The 16814-nt window shown below is 42.8% G+C and carries 12 protein-coding genes; 5 read left to right on the plus strand and 7 right to left on the minus strand.

Annotation, left to right across the window (positions count from 1 at the left end):
- Positions 1 to 3 precede the first annotated feature (3 nt).
- The 5 genes from Q8W40_RS03730 to Q8W40_RS03750 form a co-directional block, all read right to left on the minus strand.
- Positions 4 to 1938, minus strand: a complete 1935-nt coding sequence (locus tag Q8W40_RS03730; RefSeq protein ID WP_305395935.1) for a PrkA family serine protein kinase — start codon at positions 1936 to 1938, stop codon at positions 4 to 6.
- Positions 1939 to 2230: 292 nt separating this feature from the next.
- Positions 2231 to 2731 (minus strand): YfbU family protein, encoded by a 501-nt coding sequence (locus Q8W40_RS03735; RefSeq protein ID WP_305395936.1) that lies wholly within the window; start codon positions 2729 to 2731, stop codon positions 2231 to 2233.
- A gap of 145 nt (positions 2732 to 2876) precedes the next feature.
- Complete coding sequence (locus Q8W40_RS03740) at positions 2877 to 3533, minus strand: energy-coupling factor ABC transporter permease (protein WP_305395937.1); 657 nt, start codon at positions 3531 to 3533, stop codon at positions 2877 to 2879.
- A gap of 185 nt (positions 3534 to 3718) precedes the next feature.
- Positions 3719 to 4459: a pyruvate formate lyase 1-activating protein gene (gene pflA, locus Q8W40_RS03745; RefSeq protein ID WP_305395938.1), complete on the minus strand. Its 741-nt coding sequence runs from the start codon at positions 4457 to 4459 to the stop codon at positions 3719 to 3721.
- Between the two features lie 193 nt (positions 4460 to 4652).
- The gene (locus Q8W40_RS03750; protein WP_305395939.1) at positions 4653 to 5630 is read right to left on the minus strand and encodes a lipid A deacylase LpxR family protein; all 978 of its coding nucleotides are present in this window, start codon (positions 5628 to 5630) and stop codon (positions 4653 to 4655) included.
- Between the two features lie 276 nt (positions 5631 to 5906).
- On the opposite strand from Q8W40_RS03750, the gene Q8W40_RS03755 reads away from it, so the two are divergent.
- Positions 5907 to 7787 carry a methyl-accepting chemotaxis protein gene (locus tag Q8W40_RS03755; RefSeq protein WP_305395940.1) on the plus strand — a complete coding sequence of 627 codons (1881 nt, stop codon included), beginning with the start codon at positions 5907 to 5909 and terminating at the stop codon, positions 7785 to 7787.
- Positions 7788 to 7885: 98 nt separating this feature from the next.
- Here Q8W40_RS03755 and pflB read toward each other — a convergent pair whose 3' ends face one another.
- Entirely contained in the window at positions 7886 to 10162 is a 2277-nt protein-coding gene (pflB, locus tag Q8W40_RS03760) for a formate C-acetyltransferase (RefSeq protein ID WP_305395941.1), read from the minus strand.
- A gap of 306 nt (positions 10163 to 10468) precedes the next feature.
- Positions 10469 to 12013: a DUF3360 family protein gene (locus tag Q8W40_RS03765; RefSeq protein ID WP_305395942.1), complete on the minus strand. Its 1545-nt coding sequence runs from the start codon at positions 12011 to 12013 to the stop codon at positions 10469 to 10471.
- A gap of 543 nt (positions 12014 to 12556) precedes the next feature.
- Between Q8W40_RS03765 and Q8W40_RS03770 the strand changes: the two genes are divergently transcribed.
- The 4 genes from Q8W40_RS03770 (at position 12557) to Q8W40_RS03785 (ending at position 16811) form a co-directional block, all read left to right on the plus strand.
- On the plus strand, positions 12557 to 14071 hold the full coding sequence (locus Q8W40_RS03770; protein ID WP_305395943.1) for a hypothetical protein: 1515 nt from the start codon (positions 12557 to 12559) through the stop codon (positions 14069 to 14071).
- Between the two features lie 243 nt (positions 14072 to 14314).
- Complete coding sequence (locus Q8W40_RS03775; RefSeq protein ID WP_305395944.1) at positions 14315 to 15085, plus strand: ABC transporter ATP-binding protein; 771 nt, start codon at positions 14315 to 14317, stop codon at positions 15083 to 15085.
- A gap of 95 nt (positions 15086 to 15180) precedes the next feature.
- Positions 15181 to 15948: an ABC transporter substrate-binding protein gene (locus tag Q8W40_RS03780; protein WP_305395945.1), complete on the plus strand. Its 768-nt coding sequence runs from the start codon at positions 15181 to 15183 to the stop codon at positions 15946 to 15948.
- A gap of 122 nt (positions 15949 to 16070) precedes the next feature.
- A complete protein-coding gene (locus tag Q8W40_RS03785) occupies positions 16071 to 16811 on the plus strand; it encodes an ABC transporter permease (protein ID WP_305395946.1) in 741 nt (246 codons plus the stop codon).
- The last annotated feature ends 3 nt before the right edge of the window (positions 16812 to 16814 follow it).

Below are 16814 nucleotides of genomic sequence, written 5' to 3' on the forward strand. Positions count from 1 at the left end.
GTACTAAGAGGATTTACGTACTCGTAGGTACCATTCCGACAACAATCTAACTTGTTTCTTGGTGTAGCCCTTCTCCATCATACGAGCGACAAAGTCGTCGTGTTTTTTCTGATCATCGGTTGAAGTTTTCGCATTGAAGGAAATAACAGGAAGCAGTTCTTCTGTGTTCGAGAACATTTTCTTCTCGATGACCGTTCTGAGTTTTTCGTAACTGGTCCAAACGGGGTTTTGCCCTTTGTTGTTCGCACGAGCACGTAATACGAAGTTAACGATCTCGTTTCGGAAATCTTTCGGATTACTGATACCTGCCGTTTTCTCAATTTTCTCTAGCTCATTATTAAGCGCGGCACGGTCAAACAATTGCCCTGTTTCCGGATCGCGATACTCTTGATCTTGAATCCAGAAATCGGCATAGGTTACGTAACGGTCGAAGATGTTCTGACCGTACTCGGAGTATGATTCGAGGTAGGCGGTTTGAATTTCTTTTCCGATAAACTCGACATATTTAGGTACTAAATAGCCTTTCAAGAACTCTAAGTAACGTTCTGCCATGTCTTGTGGGAACTGTTCTCGTTCTACCTGTTGCTCAATGACATAGAAAAGATGAACAGGGTTCGCCGCCACTTCGGATTGATCGAAGTTAAATACGCGAGAAAGAATCTTGAATGCAAAACGAGTAGAAAGACCCGACATACCTTCATCGACGCCTGCAAAATCTCGGTACTCTTGGTAGCTTTTCGCTTTCGGATCGGTATCTTTCAGTGTTTCACCATCGTACACACGCATTTTCGAGAAAATGGATGAGTTCTCTGGATCTTTCATACGAGAAAGAATGCTGAACTGAGCCAAAATGTCCAATGTGCTTGGAGAGCATGGCGCTTTTGAAAGCTCACTGTGATCCAACAGTTTTTTGTAGATTTTAACTTCTTCCGAAACGCGCAAGCAGTAAGGAACTTTTACAATGTACACCCTATCGAGGAAGGCTTCATTGTTCTTATTGTTGCGGAAGGTCTGCCACTCTGATTCGTTCGAGTGCGCCAGAATCATGCCATCAAATGGCAAGGCCGAAAGCCCTTCAGTACCGTTATAGTTACCTTCCTGAGTAGCAGTAAGTAAAGGGTGCAGAACTTTAATTGGCGCTTTAAACATCTCTACGAATTCCATCAAGCCTTGGTTAGCTCGACATAATGCACCTGAGTAGCTGTACGCATCAGGGTCATCTTGTGAGAAGTGCTCAAGTTGACGGATATCGACTTTACCAACCAGTGATGAAATATCTTGGTTGTTTTCATCACCCGGTTCCGTTTTCGCGATCGCAGTTTGACCAAGGATAGATGGCCTTACTTTCACGACTTTAAATTTGGAAATATCACCACCAAACTCCGTTAGGCGTTTTGCTGCCCAAGGAGACATGATGGAGCGTAGGTAGCGTTTTTCGATGCCATAATCACCTTTAAGCAAATCACCATCTTCGTTAACATTGAATAAACAGAAAGGATGGTCATTGACTGGGCTTCGCTCTCCATTAGCGGAAAGAACGTAGACTGGCATTTTTTCCATTAAGGCTTTCAGTTTCTCAGCGAGTGATGACTTACCGCCACCAACTGGACCCAGAAGGTATAGAATTTGTTTTCGTTCTTCTAATCCTTGAGCGGCATGTTTTAGGTAAGAAACGATTTGTTCTATCGCATCTTCCATACCGTAGAAATCTTCAAAGGTTTTGTATCTGGATATCACGCGATTAGAGAAAATACGGCTGAGTCTCGGGTCTAATGCGGTGTCGATGACTTCAGGTTCTCCAATCGCCATTAATAGGCGCTCAGCTGCATTGGCATAGGCGCTTTTGTCTTCACGACATAGCGATAAAAAGTCTTGCAGCGATAGTTCTTCATCCTTGGCTGCTTCATAGCGAGCCTGGTAGTGGTCAAAAATGCTCATAGCGAATACCCCTCTAAACCTGTCAAATCGACTAATTAACAGCGAAAATGTCACGTCCTTCACTAAATAAGATTAGACCCAGATTTTGAATTCTGCTTATTAATTCGATATTTATTTCGATTTTTTAAGGAAAAAGTATGAAGCAAGTACGGGTTTGTATGAGTATGCTTGAAGTGATTCAAACAGGCTGGAGTGCTGCGCAAGCTACGGCTGCAATAGGAAAGCACCACATAACAGTGGTGCTTTGATAAAAATATCAAACAATGTGAGAGACTTAGGTCAAAAAATAGGACTAAGCGTTGAAGATTTGATTAAACTCAGCCGATGAGAGGTGATATTGACGTGGACAACGCTTCCAAGATGCCAGCATTCTTTGGTATTTTTCAAGCATTGGCATTTGTGCGTTGAAGTGATGTTCGCCTTTGTCGAATTGAGAGTACAACCCTTCAGAGTCGACGAGAAAACGCACATAGTGAACAAGCTGTGATTCACTTGCGATATCAAACCCTAAAAAGTTGAGTCTACGCTGATCGACGTTCTCTCTTTCATCGTGGCTGAGCATTTTGTTCGATTCTTGCATCGCATGATACATTTCCATAATTTCGAGAATCTCTCGACACTGCGTTTCGTCCAAACAGCCATAGTCCTTATTTAGCTCCAACATTTGTAGCTCATATCCACGCTCTACAATCGTTTGAAGACGTTGATATTTTCCGGCATTCTGCGGATCCATCTGCGACATTAGGTAGTATTGGTTCGACAAAATGAGTCGTTGAGCGTTCGTCATTTCCATAGCATGGTCTCTTAAATTTTATTACTTAATCTACGAAACAGAGTAACAGCAAATATCCGTAACGAAACATGATCTCAACACATGTTTAATAAGGTTTGGTTGGAGATTGAGCGGATATTTTCGTGCTACTGCAAGCCTGAGAATTCTACTTGTTAGGGAAAAGGTAATGCCTGTCTGAGAATACGCGCAACCATTCTGGTCTATATACGCAAAGTACCGCTAATGTCATCCCGTTAAGCAGACCTTCGGGAAATGCCATTAAGGGAATTAGAATGAAGAAGTTATCCATTACAGTAGTGAAATCATACAAACCCTGCCAAAGATAGTAACTTCCTTTCAGTAGAAGGTGTGTACTGCCAACAAACATGGCATTGAAAAAACCAGCGACAAAAATGAAAACGAAGACATTTTTGGGTAAGTAATGGTAGCTAAGGGCAAATATGAAATAGCTTAAGAAAATAGGGATGAAGCCTGAAATTGTAATTTGTACGGGTAACTCTATTAATGACCACTGGTTGAAAATGGCGAGTGCACAAAAGATAGGCAGGCTAAGAAAGCAGGCGACGCGCCAACCAAACATCATAGTAAAAGCGGTTACACCAAGAAAGTGAATGTCTAATCCGCTTTTGACTCCTGCTTTGGTTTGCCAGAGAAAAAAGAGTATTGCCAAGGTAATGATAGTGAGATTCTGAAAAGATCTTTCGCTTAGGAACTTAGGAAAAAAGACGTGCTTTGTATCAGCCCAACATCGTTGTACGACAAAGGCAGTAACGGCGAGACAAAGAAACTGAAGTATCGACATAGTGTAATTCCTAAGGGCACGAACTTTTGTGAAAACACACCCGAACGTTTCAAAATCGAGAGTTTAGCGCCGCTATTTCAATACTCGAGGGTAACTTGGGTATCAATACAGCAAAGCCAGCATTATGCTGGCTTTGCTCATGATTGGTTACTCTGTATAGCTTGAGTATAAGGCTTACATGAAAACTAGTATTTCACATTGTCGTTATATTGCTCAAGTATTCCTTTTATCGTATCCATCGTTTCTTTCGGTGGTGGGTTAACCCCTTCAAGTGGGTAGTCGTGCCCTAACGCTTCCCATTTATGTGCGCCCAACTTGTGGTAGGGCAGCAACTCCACTTTTTCTATGTTATCCATATCTTGAATAAACTCACCGAGCATATGCGCGGCCTCTTCGTCGTCTGTGTACCCAGGTACAACGACATATCGAAGCCAAGTTTTTTGCCCAATTTTGTGAAGGTATCGTGCGAAATCTAAAGTACGCTTGTTGGAAACACCAATAAAGTCTTGATGAATCGCATCTTTCATATGCTTGATATCAAGCATGACAAGGTCTGAGGCTTCAAGCACTTCATCGACAACCTCAGTATGTTTCCGAATATACCCGTTAGTATCCAAACAGGTATGCATCCCTTCTTCTTGGGCTGCTCGGAAAAAGTCACGTACGAATTCAGGTTGAAGCATGGCTTCACCTCCTGAGCAGGTGACGCCACCGCCAGAAGCTCTCATGAAGTGCTTATAAGACTTTGCTTCGCTAATGATTTCGTCCACGCTCACTACCTTGCCATCGTGAGTGTCCCACGTATCTCGATTATGGCAATACTTACAACGCATTAGACAGCCTTGGAGAAACACAATAAAGCGTATTCCCGGACCATCCACCGTGCCACAAGATTCGAAAGAATGAATACGACCAGTAGTAGACATGAGCTAATCTCTTAGGAATTATTTGCTGTCATTTTATTACAAAATGACAGCGTACCCTAGGAAAAACTGAGGTTATTTGGTCTGAAGGGCAAAATTATTATTTTGCAAAACATCGCGAATAGAAATAATGAACATTTGAGATCGAAATGATAGCCATTTACAATAGCTATCAATGATAAAGGTATAAAAAACATCAGAATACCCAGAACAGAGAGACGGACCCGTTCGCGTGAAAACGAGCTTGGTCTTCCTTAAAATCTGGCGTTTTAAGGGAGTAAGAGAGCGATACACCAATCTCTTTGTAATGCGCTAGAGCACCTAGAACGGCAGTAGACTGTAAGTGAGTTACAGAAACAAGTGGGACTAGAGGTGGGCGCTTTCCTGTAATTGTGATGTCGTTAAAGCGATATCGAGCTTCGAGTCCAGTAAATACAAACCATCCAGTGCGACCATAATCTAAATGAAGTCTATGTGCTGGGTTGTCGTACTTAATTTCAGCTGACCCAAAAGTATTAGCAAGCTCTGCGCCCATTCGCCACATTACGCCGCTGCCTATTTCGGTGCGAAAGTTCCCTAATGCTGCTCGATTGATCCAACTAACCTCAGATTCGTGATTTTCAAAATAACCCGAGCTTCTATGAAGCAAGCTTTGTTGCGTGTAACCCAATTGGTAAACCCAAGGTTCTTCAATTTGGTATGCCCAACCTTGGGGGCGAGCAGACCCAATTAGATCATGAACAAAAACTTGCGCAGAATCGGCTTGGGCATTTTTTCCCATTGTCCCAAGCATAACATTGAGAGTTTGGTGTTTTTCGGTTGTTCTTGCGATCAGTGAGCCACTGATGAAACTGATTCCAGAGTATGGGCGTTCATTCATCTTTGGCGTTGTGGATTCAATATCAGTGGGAGTCCATAGTTTTTGCCCAATGTTTAGATTCCAATAATAGCGAGCATTGCTATCCCCAAAACCTATTGTGCTTAAGGAATGGCTTAGCTCACTGGATCCACTTGAATCTAATTCAGACAGAATACCTAACTGAATACCACTACTGTAATCTTCATCGCTCCTTACTAAAGAGTCATTGTCCATCGTGAGAGATAAGTGCGATTTGGCTTGCGCAGTCAAAGAAGACAGCGACAGTAAAATAACGGGAATCCAGACAGCCTTCATATCAATACTGACTCCTTAGTAAGTGAACTCGATATACGCAATGTGAAACTTTCCCAACTTTTATGCAATAAATCAAGTAAGTGGAAGCGAATAACTTTTTGCAAAAAGAGACATGTGTAGAAGTTTGAAATAATTAATGATGCATTTGTCAATAATCAAATGTTAGAAAATTGTAAATTAATCTAAAGTGTCGTCGTATACTTAATAGTACTTTCGAACATTGAATGTACCAACATTGGTTTATTAGTCTGAATTTCCAAAGTAGAGGAGGGAGTGATGACAAGTTTTGCGCTCTCACAGAAGCAAAAAGTATGGATATACCTAGCAGCGCTGATGGTAGGTTTTGCTGGGTTATCGGTGTTTATTTCAATAAAAATCAGCTCGGTAACTCATCAGTATCAAAATCAGGGGTTTATTCACGAAGGCGTTGCCGAAATCGGTCAAACGCAAATCAGTTTATTGGATTTAGCGGCGCGCTTAAACAATATGACTGGAGAGCAGGTCGAAGAAATTAACGCCATGCTTGAAGATATCTCTCAAAAGGCATTGGGGAAAAAAGCGATGTTAGCTGAGGTTGGGCTGCACGATGGAGCGGAAAGCTTTGTTGAGTCTATTTCGGCGTATCAGGATGCATTGGCACCATGGTTAGCGATAAGGCAAGAGATGGGGTTTAATGTTGATGATGGAAAACTGGGTGAATTAAAACAGCTAGCCAATACCATAGAGGCAAAGATTGCTGAAACCGGAATGGTGAGCATCAATTCCGATTTTCAGAATATGGTGAAGACGCAGCAAACTTATCTTTTGCAACCCAATGAAGAGAATCTAAAGTACTTCAACCGTGCGTTGGCAATGTTTATCAATATGTCAAATTCATACGCAATGCTCGACTTATATGAAAAAGAAGTGGAGTTATTTAAAGCACATTCTGCTCGCGTCAGCGAATTATCCGTTGAACTAGAATCTGTCGAAGAATCACTCTTTCAAAGACAGAAAGATGTGCAAACTGTCGTTAGACAGCTAGGCGCGAAAATGAATGTGATCAGTACGGAGTATGGGCAGGCAGCGCAGCAAACGTCTTCTACAGTGCAACTTTCTACACTGATCGCTTGTTTCGTTTTAGCTCTGTTTACTTTGTTTATTTTTGTATCACAGAACATATCCATATCACGTGCGCTTAAAAAGGTAACGCAGATTCTCGAGCTTGTCTCCAGCGGGGATTTATCTCAGAGAATGCCCGTTTCGAACAACAAAAATGATGAGTTCAATCGCTTGGCACTCAATATTAATCAAGCGTGTGAAAACTTGGGTAAGTTGGTTAAAGGCGTGCAGCACAGCAGTAATGCGCTAGCATCTAACGCGAATGAATTGAACTCTGGCTTGGATGATTTAGTGGCAAGTCAACACGATGTTGTGGGTCAAACTCAAGTATTGGCTTCGGCAACGGAGGAAGTAAGCGTTACTACGCAAGAAGTATCAAGTAGTCTGGATTTGGTGGTGCAAGTGAGTGAAAAATCCAGTGAGTCAGCACAAGAGGGTGCAACGATCATTACCAGCGCAATAGATTCAATTGAGGATATTGGGAAAATCCTCGGAAGTGCAGCGACTCACATCAATGCTCTTGAGGATGCTTCTTCAAAAGTGGATTCCGTTATGGATATTATCAATGGTATCGCTGAGCAAACCAATTTGCTTGCGCTGAATGCAGCTATCGAAGCCGCTAGAGCGGGTGAGCAAGGCAGAGGTTTTGCCGTTGTTGCAGACGAGGTACGAAGCTTGGCCGTAAGAACTGTTGATGCTGTCGCCGAAATATCGGGTACGATTGAAACCATGAAAAAAGAGAGTGCTGAAGTGATTCAATACATTGGGCAGTCCGAATCGTCCATGCAGCAGGGGCGAGAAAAAGGCCATGAAGCGATGGAAGCATTGAAGTTGATTACCGAGCAAGTCAGCGAGGCTACGGAACAAACCGAGCGAATTTCATCATCGATTAAAGAGTTGGCAACCACCAGTCAATCCATGGCGGATAGCATGTCTCAAATATCCTCCTCAATGGGCACAATTGAAGAAAATAATACCCAGCTTAGAGAGGCGAGCAGCCGAGTAGATGAACGATCTGGTGTATTAATTAAAGAATGCAATCAATTTGCAGTTTAGTCACTGCGTATATGTCACTTGGGTATATGCCAATTGGAAACGCTATAAAACAAAAAAGCCCCCGAATTTTCGGGGGCTTGTATTTTAGAACTCAGTGATTACAGAGATTCAGTGAAAGTACGAGCAATAACGTCTTTCTGCTGTTCAGTGGTCAGAGAGTTGAAACGAACAGCGTAGCCCGATACACGGATTGTTAGCTGAGGGTAGTTCTCTGGGTGCTTAACAGCATCTTCTAGCGTTTCACGGTTAAGAACATTCACGTTCAAGTGCTGTCCACCTTCAATGCCTGTTTCATGGTGGAAGTAACCATCCATTAGGCCAGCAAGGTTAGCACGTTGTGAATCTTCTTCTTTACCAAGTGCGTTTGGTACGATTGAGAATGTGTAAGAGATACCATCTTTCGCATCAGCAAACGGAAGTTTACCAACTGATGTTAGAGAGGCGACTGCACCTTTCTCGTCACGACCGTGCATTGGGTTAGCACCAGGAGCGAAAGGAGCACCGGCTTTACGACCGTCTGGTGTAGTACCTGTTTTCTTACCGTATACCACGTTAGAAGTGATAGTTAGGATAGATTGAGTTGGTACTGCATTTCGGTAAGTCTTAAGCTTACGGATTTTCGCCATAAAGTTGGAAACAAGTTCACAAGCCATGTCATCAACACGTGAATCGTTGTTACCAAATTTCGGGTAATCGCCTTCGATTTCGAAATCGATAGCAATGCCGTCTTCATCACGGATTGGTTTAACTTTAGTGTGCTTAATAGCAGACAGAGAATCAGCAGCAACAGAAAGACCAGCGATACCACAAGCCATAGTACGAAGAACGTCACGGTCATGAAGAGCCATAAGCGCTGCTTCGTAGCTGTACTTGTCGTGTGAGTAGTGGATAGCGTTTAGTGCTGTTACGTACTGTTTCGCTAGCCAATCCATTAGGTTGTCTAGACCTGCCCAAACTTTATCGAAGTCTAGGTACTCTTCAGTCATTGGTTCGCTCTTCGGACCAACCTGCATCTTCAGTTTCTCATCAACACCACCGTTGATAACGTAAAGAAGTGTTTTAGCGAGGTTTGCACGAGCACCAAAGAACTGCATGTGCTTACCGATGATCATTGGAGATACACAACATGCGATAGCGTAATCATCGTTGTTGAAGTCTGGACGCATTAGATCGTCATTTTCGTACTGTATAGAAGAAGTATCAATAGATACCTTCGCACAGAACTTCTTGAAGCCTTCAGGTAATTGCTCAGACCAAAGTACAGTGATGTTTGGCTCTGGAGAAGGTCCCATAGTGTATAGCGTATTTAGGAATCGGAAGTTAGTACGTGTAACCAACGTACGACCATCAATACCCATACCACCCATAGATTCTGTTGCCCAGATTGGGTCGCCAGAGAATAGCTCATCGTACTCAGGAGTACGTAGGAAGCGAACCATACGCAGCTTCATTACGAAGTGGTCGATCATTTCTTGAGCTTGTTCTTCTGTGATGATGCCTGCTGCAATATCGCGCTCAACGTACACATCAAGGAACGTAGAAGTACGACCGAGAGACATTGCTGCACCATTCTGAGACTTAACTGCCGCTAGGTAGCCAAAGTATGTCCACTGAATCGCTTCTTGAGCAGTAGTCGCAGGAGCAGAAATATCATAGCCATATGAAGCAGCCATCTCTTTCAACTGACCTAGTGCGCGGTGTTGTTCCTGAATCTCTTCACGAAGTTGCATTGTCATTTGCAAATCTTCACCAGACTCAAGTTGATCTTGAGTAGAGTGGAATTGAGCAACCTTGTCTTTGATTAGGAAATCTACGCCGTACAGTGCAACACGACGGTAATCACCGATGATACGACCACGACCGTATGCATCAGGAAGACCGGTTAGAACACCAGACTTACGACACTTTAGGATGTCTGGAGAGTAGACATCAAAAACACCTTGGTTGTGTGTTTTGCGGTATTCCGAGTAGATTTTAGAAACTTGCGGGTCAAGAGTGCGACCGTATGCTTTACAAGAACCTTCGATCATACGTACGCCGCCATTAGGCATGATTGCACGTTTAAGCGGAGCTTCTGTTTGAAGACCTACGATAGTCTCAAGATCTTTATTGATGTAACCAGCATCGTGTGACGTGATGGTAGAGATAACAGAAGTATCGAAATCAACAGGAGCGTGAGTGCTGTTTTCTAGCTTAATGCCTTCCATTACTTTAGCCCAAAGCGTGTTTGTTGCTTCAGTGCCTTCAGATACTAGGAAAGATTCGTCGCCTTCATATGGCGTATAGTTCTTTTGAATGAAATCACGAATGTTAACTTCGTTTTGCCAGTCACCTTTAGCAAAACCTTCCCAAGCTTTAGCAAATTGCTCTGCCATGACATACCTACCTTTTTAGTAGCAAAAAAACCGTACTGTCTTCGCCGTTGAGCCAGCTATCCTTTTCTTAAGGAGCAGTACACTCTAATTAATAACAATATGAATAGTCTCGATTTTTCTTCATGAAACCATGCATGTTGCTACTGGTTATTCATTTTTATCTACAATTTGAAAAGTGCTTTCTTTTTTCTTCGTGTCTTAGAATAGGCTAAAAAATTTTTGCAAACCTTAAACTAAATCAATAAATATCAAAAAAAGTTGATAAAAAGTGGGTGACAAAGCTTGTCACCCACAAAATATTTTAATTTATAACCAAGATGTAAGCCCGTATTGGCTTTCTAGCATACCAACTGCCAGCATAGCAATTAAGCAAATAATGAGTACACCACCAGGGATCACAACTCTGTCTATAAAAGAAAGTTTCTTTGAGCGCTCTTTGTCACCAATAAGGCCGTTGTTGTCTAGCAACATAGTGATTGCCCATGCAAGTACTGGGTTAACAACTGCGCTGCCAAATATACAGATACCAGCAGCTTGTGAGTCTTTGGTGTCTTTAACCATTTGCATGCCTGCTTCAAGAAGCGGAAGGAATACACCTACTAACAGCGCTACTCGCATAACTGGGGGCCAAACCGCTACATCCATTGGGAAACCAAGTATGGCAACAATGATACACAGTGAGCCAAGCAAAATCGCACCAGCAGGAATTGGACGTTTAGCAATGGCGGCTGGGATCATGTAAGTACCCCATGAAGAAGTGATGTTACCGCCACCGACTGCTGTACCAACCATTTGGCGAACCGAACACATGGTCATGGTGTCATCGACATCCATCAGTACTCTGTTTGTACGTTTTGGGTAGTTCAATTCTTGGAAAATTCGGTGTCCAAGGAAGTCTGGTGACCACATCGCAACGGCTAGAATGGCGAAAGGCAACGAAGCAATAAAGTGCTGCATGGTAGGTAAGCCTAATTGCCAACCTGTTTCTGTGCTTCCCCACCAATAAACAGGGTTTAGGTTAGGTAAGCCCATTTCTGTTTCAAATCTAAGGTCGAAACTTGCTCCCAGTGCGAGTGCAATCACTAAACCGACAGCAGCGCACACCGGTATGGCTAACCAGCGCATGTTGATTTTCGCAAGAAACGCATAAATAACGATGGTGACAGCTAACACAACTAAACCGACGTAACCCATGCTACCAGCGGCAACATCTGCCGACTGTAGGCCTGTCGCCCAGCTTTGAATAGAACCAATTTGGCTCATGGTTCCAGTAAAGCCGAGGAATATGAGTAAGCCACCAGCGGTGCCTTCCGAGGTGAGGTTAACCAGTTTTGAACCTCCCTTGAAATAGCTGAGAAGGAGACCAAAGACACCAAGAAGAATTGCTAGAGCAAGAGGGTGAGCACCGGCAAGAGCAATCGTACCGATTAGTGGAATCATTGGACCGTGGTTACCGGCTAAGTTTGCCCTAGGGTTTATAAATCCAGATGCCAGAATACAAAATAGAAGGGCAGGAATAAGCATTTCTACTCGTGCGACTTCAATGGCAAACTCTTTACCGAGATTAACATGATCCCAAGCAGCAGTAAGACCGTCTGCCCATGACATCATTACGGCTGAGTACATTGCAATAATGCCAATGGTGCCCGCTAATGCAGGGACCAGATCTTCAAGCTCAAATCGAAAGTCGCGACCTGGAAGGTTCAAACCGTAGCGGCGAGGCTTCATGATTTGAAGCTCGTGATCTAGATAATCGGAACGATTGTCGAATTCTGAAGCTGGTCTATGCAGTTCGCTATAGCTTTTTTCATCTATTGCGTCTGAGTTGTCTTTATGGACGGCGTCGGACATAGAATCCTCGTTTTCTTAAAGTTAGTAATTCTTCAAAGCGATGAATTGGAGAAAAGATATCACCATTCATCAATCTAATTAGTAGCACGAAATAATTGAGCTAGTTTGGCATAATATGAAACTAAATTTCGGACTAATTTCTTGTTTTTTCGTTTAATGCGAGTTTATCAACAGCCGCTTTTGAATGATTGATCTTGATCACTTTAAGGCTAAAGATGAAATAAAATTACAATACGGCGGTGTAAGCATGAGAGGCAGGACAGAATACGTAAGTTGGTTACGTTTATTTTTGGAAATATACAAAATTTGCGAAGCACCTATCAGGTCGACTTGTAAAAACATGATTCCTATCAATAAGGTCATGAGAAATCAGATGAATTGACCATTTTCAGTACGATAAAAACGTTTTTAAAAATCCGTTTTTGCGCTTTTTTTGTATTAAACCTAAAGAGTTAAAAAACATGGCTTGGTTTTTGCTTTTATGTCCTTATAAAGAGAAATGAACTTTCAGTGGCAATAGGTTGCCACTTTTGGGGATAAAGAATGAACAAGATGAAGTACAGCGCCATTATTGTCGCCTCATTGGTGGCATTGTCTGGTTGCGGCTCAGAGAGCAAAAGCAGCACGGGTAGTAATAGCAAGCCACCAACACCTCCAGCCCCTGAGCCTACTCCACCCCCAGCACCAACAATCTACAACTGGCAACTTGTTAATCTGCGGTCAGAAGTGCCTAGTTCAGCAAATGCCGATTGTGCAGTTTACGCGATAGACACGAATGACAATTCAAAGCGCATCTATGCATACCGTGCTACACAAAATGTAGTGACATCGATACATAATTCGATTGGTAAACTGGTAAAAGAACTAGCCCCCAACGCTTACGGTACGGTAAGTATTAACTATGACGACATTCCAGCGAATGGATATGTCACCGTTGAAGAAGTGGATGGGTTAATCGGTTCAGGAAGAGCACTGTATTCTTATTCTGTTGAAAAACCATTTATAAATAATATGGTCTTCAACTTGCGTAAACCTGGCGCATACTCTTGTTATTCAACCGGAGAAGCGCTCCCCTCTTCAATCACTCCAGACACAAACGCGGGTATTACGGTTAATGCCCCTGCATCTAAATACGTGCAATCAAGCTACATTGATAAGAGCGTTTCTGGTGCTGTGGCAACATTTCCAAACAAAATTCCTGTTATCGCGCCAATTCCGGCGACTGAAAAAATTCTACTCACACAGTATGAAACCTACACAAGTTCTCAGGCGCTAGATTTACGGAATTATGCGTTTGTTGGTGGTGACTTCGCACATAATCAGAACACTCACCCCGATAACAAAACGGTTACGCTTTCCGACACCAATTTAGTCCAGCCAGGTATAAGCTTTACGGACTTAACCTTATCTAGTGGAAACGAGATAGAAGTATCTCACAATGGGCATCTTTATCAGTGGCAGCCAATCTATCAGTCAAGCACAAACTTTTCATTTGTTGATGGAAATGGTCCATTCAGCACATGGGCAATGAAAATCAACGGCACAACAACTAACGGGTCTTGGGCGTATAAAGGAATGTATTCTGTTAATTCAACCGCAAAGACTATCACTCCCCCAACTCTGACTAATTTTGCAGCGTCTGTTACGACATCTAACTGTAGTGGTACACGCTGTGTAGAAAGCCAAGGGTATACCGCTTCAAATTACAACATCCAGCGTGTTCATGTCCGCTCCAATACGTCGGATGGAAGCAACTATTACCAAACGATTATTTCAATGCCTCGTAGTACTCAGGTATTGATGGAGAGCAAGTATTCAGCGTTATCTCCATCTTCTTCCAATAGAATAGAAATCGGGCTGGGATCATTGAGTGAGACAAGCACTGCTATGACTCAGCACTTTATGTCCAACTTTATTGATGTCCAAAATCTGGCGTCAGGTACGGCGAGTAACAACTTCGACGTAAATGGTCCGGTAATACAGCCTTCATCTGAAAAGACACGCTATATTTCGTTAATGGGTAAAACAAGTATTACGATCTCGAATAGCGTGAACTAACGCATTTTTGACGTCACAAAAATTAACTTTTAAGAGCCTCATTAAAGAGGCTCTTTTTACATCATTATCCAGATTTACCGATGATAAAGTCTGGTCGATGAATACTTATTCAGTTATATTGTCTGAATAATGAAAATTTCAAAGTTAATAATATGTTGCAAGAAGGTTTCTTGAATGCTAGCTTGTAACACAATTAGAGGTCGGAGTACCTTGCAGTCGGAAAAATACAGGGAGTAAAAGCGCATGAAGGATGTAACCGCGCTGGATATAAAAGAACTGCACAAAACATTCGGACAGAACGAAGTTTTAAAAGGCATTTCACTAGAAGCCCATAAAGGGGACGTAATTTCAATTATCGGCTCTTCCGGTTCAGGAAAGAGTACCTTCCTTAGATGTATCAACCTACTTGAGACGCCTACTGCTGGCGAAATATGGGTTAACGGCGAGTTGATCCAAATGAAGCAAAATCGTCGTGGCGAATCTTTACCCGCAAATGAAAAGCAAGTGCAACGAATCCGTTCTCGTTTAGCCATGGTTTTTCAAGGGTTTAATCTATGGTCACACATGACAGTTTTAGAGAACGTTATGGAAGCGCCTGTTCATGTGTTGGGTGTGCCAAAAGCGGAAGCGAAAGAAAAGGCAGAAGAACTGCTGAAGAAAGTGGGTCTCTACGAGCGTAAAGATTATTATCCTGGTCATCTCTCTGGTGGGCAACAACAGCGTGCGGCAATTGCAAGGGCACTCGCTGTGGATCCAGAAGTTATGTTATTTGATGAGCCGACGTCGGCACTAGATCCGGAGCTTGTTGGTGAAGTGTTGGGGGTTATGCGTGATCTCGCGGAAGAGGGCAGAACCATGCTTGTCGTCACACATGAAATGGCTTTTGCTCGCGATGTTTCTAATCATGTCATGTTTTTGCATCAAGGCTTGGTGGAAGAACAGGGAGATCCATCTAAACTATTTACAAACCCTGAATCCGAAAGGCTTCAGCAGTTTATATCTTCAATTTACTAAGCATTGTTTGCTTAAGTATTGATTTAAGAATAATTGGTCATTAAGCACCAAAGTAAGTAAACACAATATTTGAAACCATTCACAGGAGTATGGAAATGAAAAAATGGTTACTCGCTGCAACTTTAGCAGCTACGGCTATTGCTGGTACTGTTCAAGCAAAGGATTGGAAGACAGTACGTTTTGGAATTGAAGGCGCTTATCCTCCGTTTAGTTGGACGGAAGCTGATGGTTCTTTGAAGGGCTTTGATGTGGATATGGCCAATGCTCTATGTAAAGAGATGGCTGTGAAATGTAAAATCGTTCCACAAGACTGGGATGGTATTATTCCTTCGCTTCTCGCTCGCAAATACGATGCGATCATTGCGGCAATGTCGATCACTGAAGAACGTAAAAAGAAAATCGATTTCACTGGTAAATACGCACTGATTCCAAACAAATTCATTGCTAAAAAAGGTGCAAATATTAATTTTGACAACCTTGATGGTGTGAAGATTGGTGTTCAGCGTGCCACAACGCACGACAAATACCTAACAGATAACTACAAGGCTGTTGAGATTGTACGTTACGGCTCATTTGATGAGGCCTACTTAGATTTAGCAAATGGGCGAATCGCATCGGTTTTGGGTGATGCATCTGCACTTGAAGAAGGCGTGCTTAACAAAGACGGTGGGGAAGCATATGAGTTTGTGGGTCCTTCGCTAACCGATCCTAAGTGGTTTGGTGATGGCTTTGGTATCGCGGTTCGCAAACAAGATAAAGATCTTACAGCTAAACTTGATAAAGCAATCAAGTCTCTACGCGAGAAAGGCATTTATCAAGATATTGCTGCTAAATACTTCAACTATGACGTATACGGCGATTAATTTCCGCTTTTCTCTTCAATAAAGAAGATTAGACGACAAAAGCAGGGGCTTTTCAGCCTCTGCTACTTCAAAAAAACGGTCTTATTTTTTCTTCTCAGCTCGTTGTATTACTGGATGTAAATATGCTGGATCTTCAAGGATACGAAGTCTCGATATTAAAGGGCGCGTTACTTACAATTGAAGTCGCGATCCTGTCACTGATTCTTGCGATGGCATTAGGAATGCTAGGCGCACTCGCCAAACTCGCACCTTATCGCTGGGCTCGTGCCATCGCTACGTTGTACACAACCGTCATTCGCGGCATACCCGATCTTGTTCTGATGATGTTGATTTTCTTCGGTGGTCAGATTCTTCTTAACAATAGCTTGTATTCGATCAATGAATGGTTGAACGAGTGGATGACGTCTAGCAATCCAGACCATGAGTGGGTGTCCTACCTACCGGATTACATTGATGTGAGCCCGTTTGTTGCAGGCGTGTTGACGATAGGGTTTATATTCGGGGCCTACATGGCGGAGACATTTCGTGGCGCTATCATGGCGGTGGACAAAGGTGAGCTCGAAGCCGGTAAAGCATATGGCATGAGTAATGTTCTCGCCTTTCGACGTATCTTGTTGCCTCAAATGATTCGTCATGCATTACCTGGTTTCGGTAATAACTGGCTGGTATTGCTCAAAACGACGGCTCTAGTATCCATTATTGGTTTAGAAGATATGGTTCGTGTTAGCTCTTTGGCTGCGGGCTCAACTAAAATGCCTTTCACTTTTTACATGACTGTTGCCGTTATCTTTCTCATTTTTACCAGCGTTTCTACTGGCTTCCTAAAGCTTGTAGAGCGTAAGTTCAGTATTCACGCGAGGTAATCC

It is taken from the genome of Vibrio penaeicida, from assembly GCF_030689305.1.
Classification (GTDB): domain Bacteria; phylum Pseudomonadota; class Gammaproteobacteria; order Enterobacterales; family Vibrionaceae; genus Vibrio; species Vibrio penaeicida_B.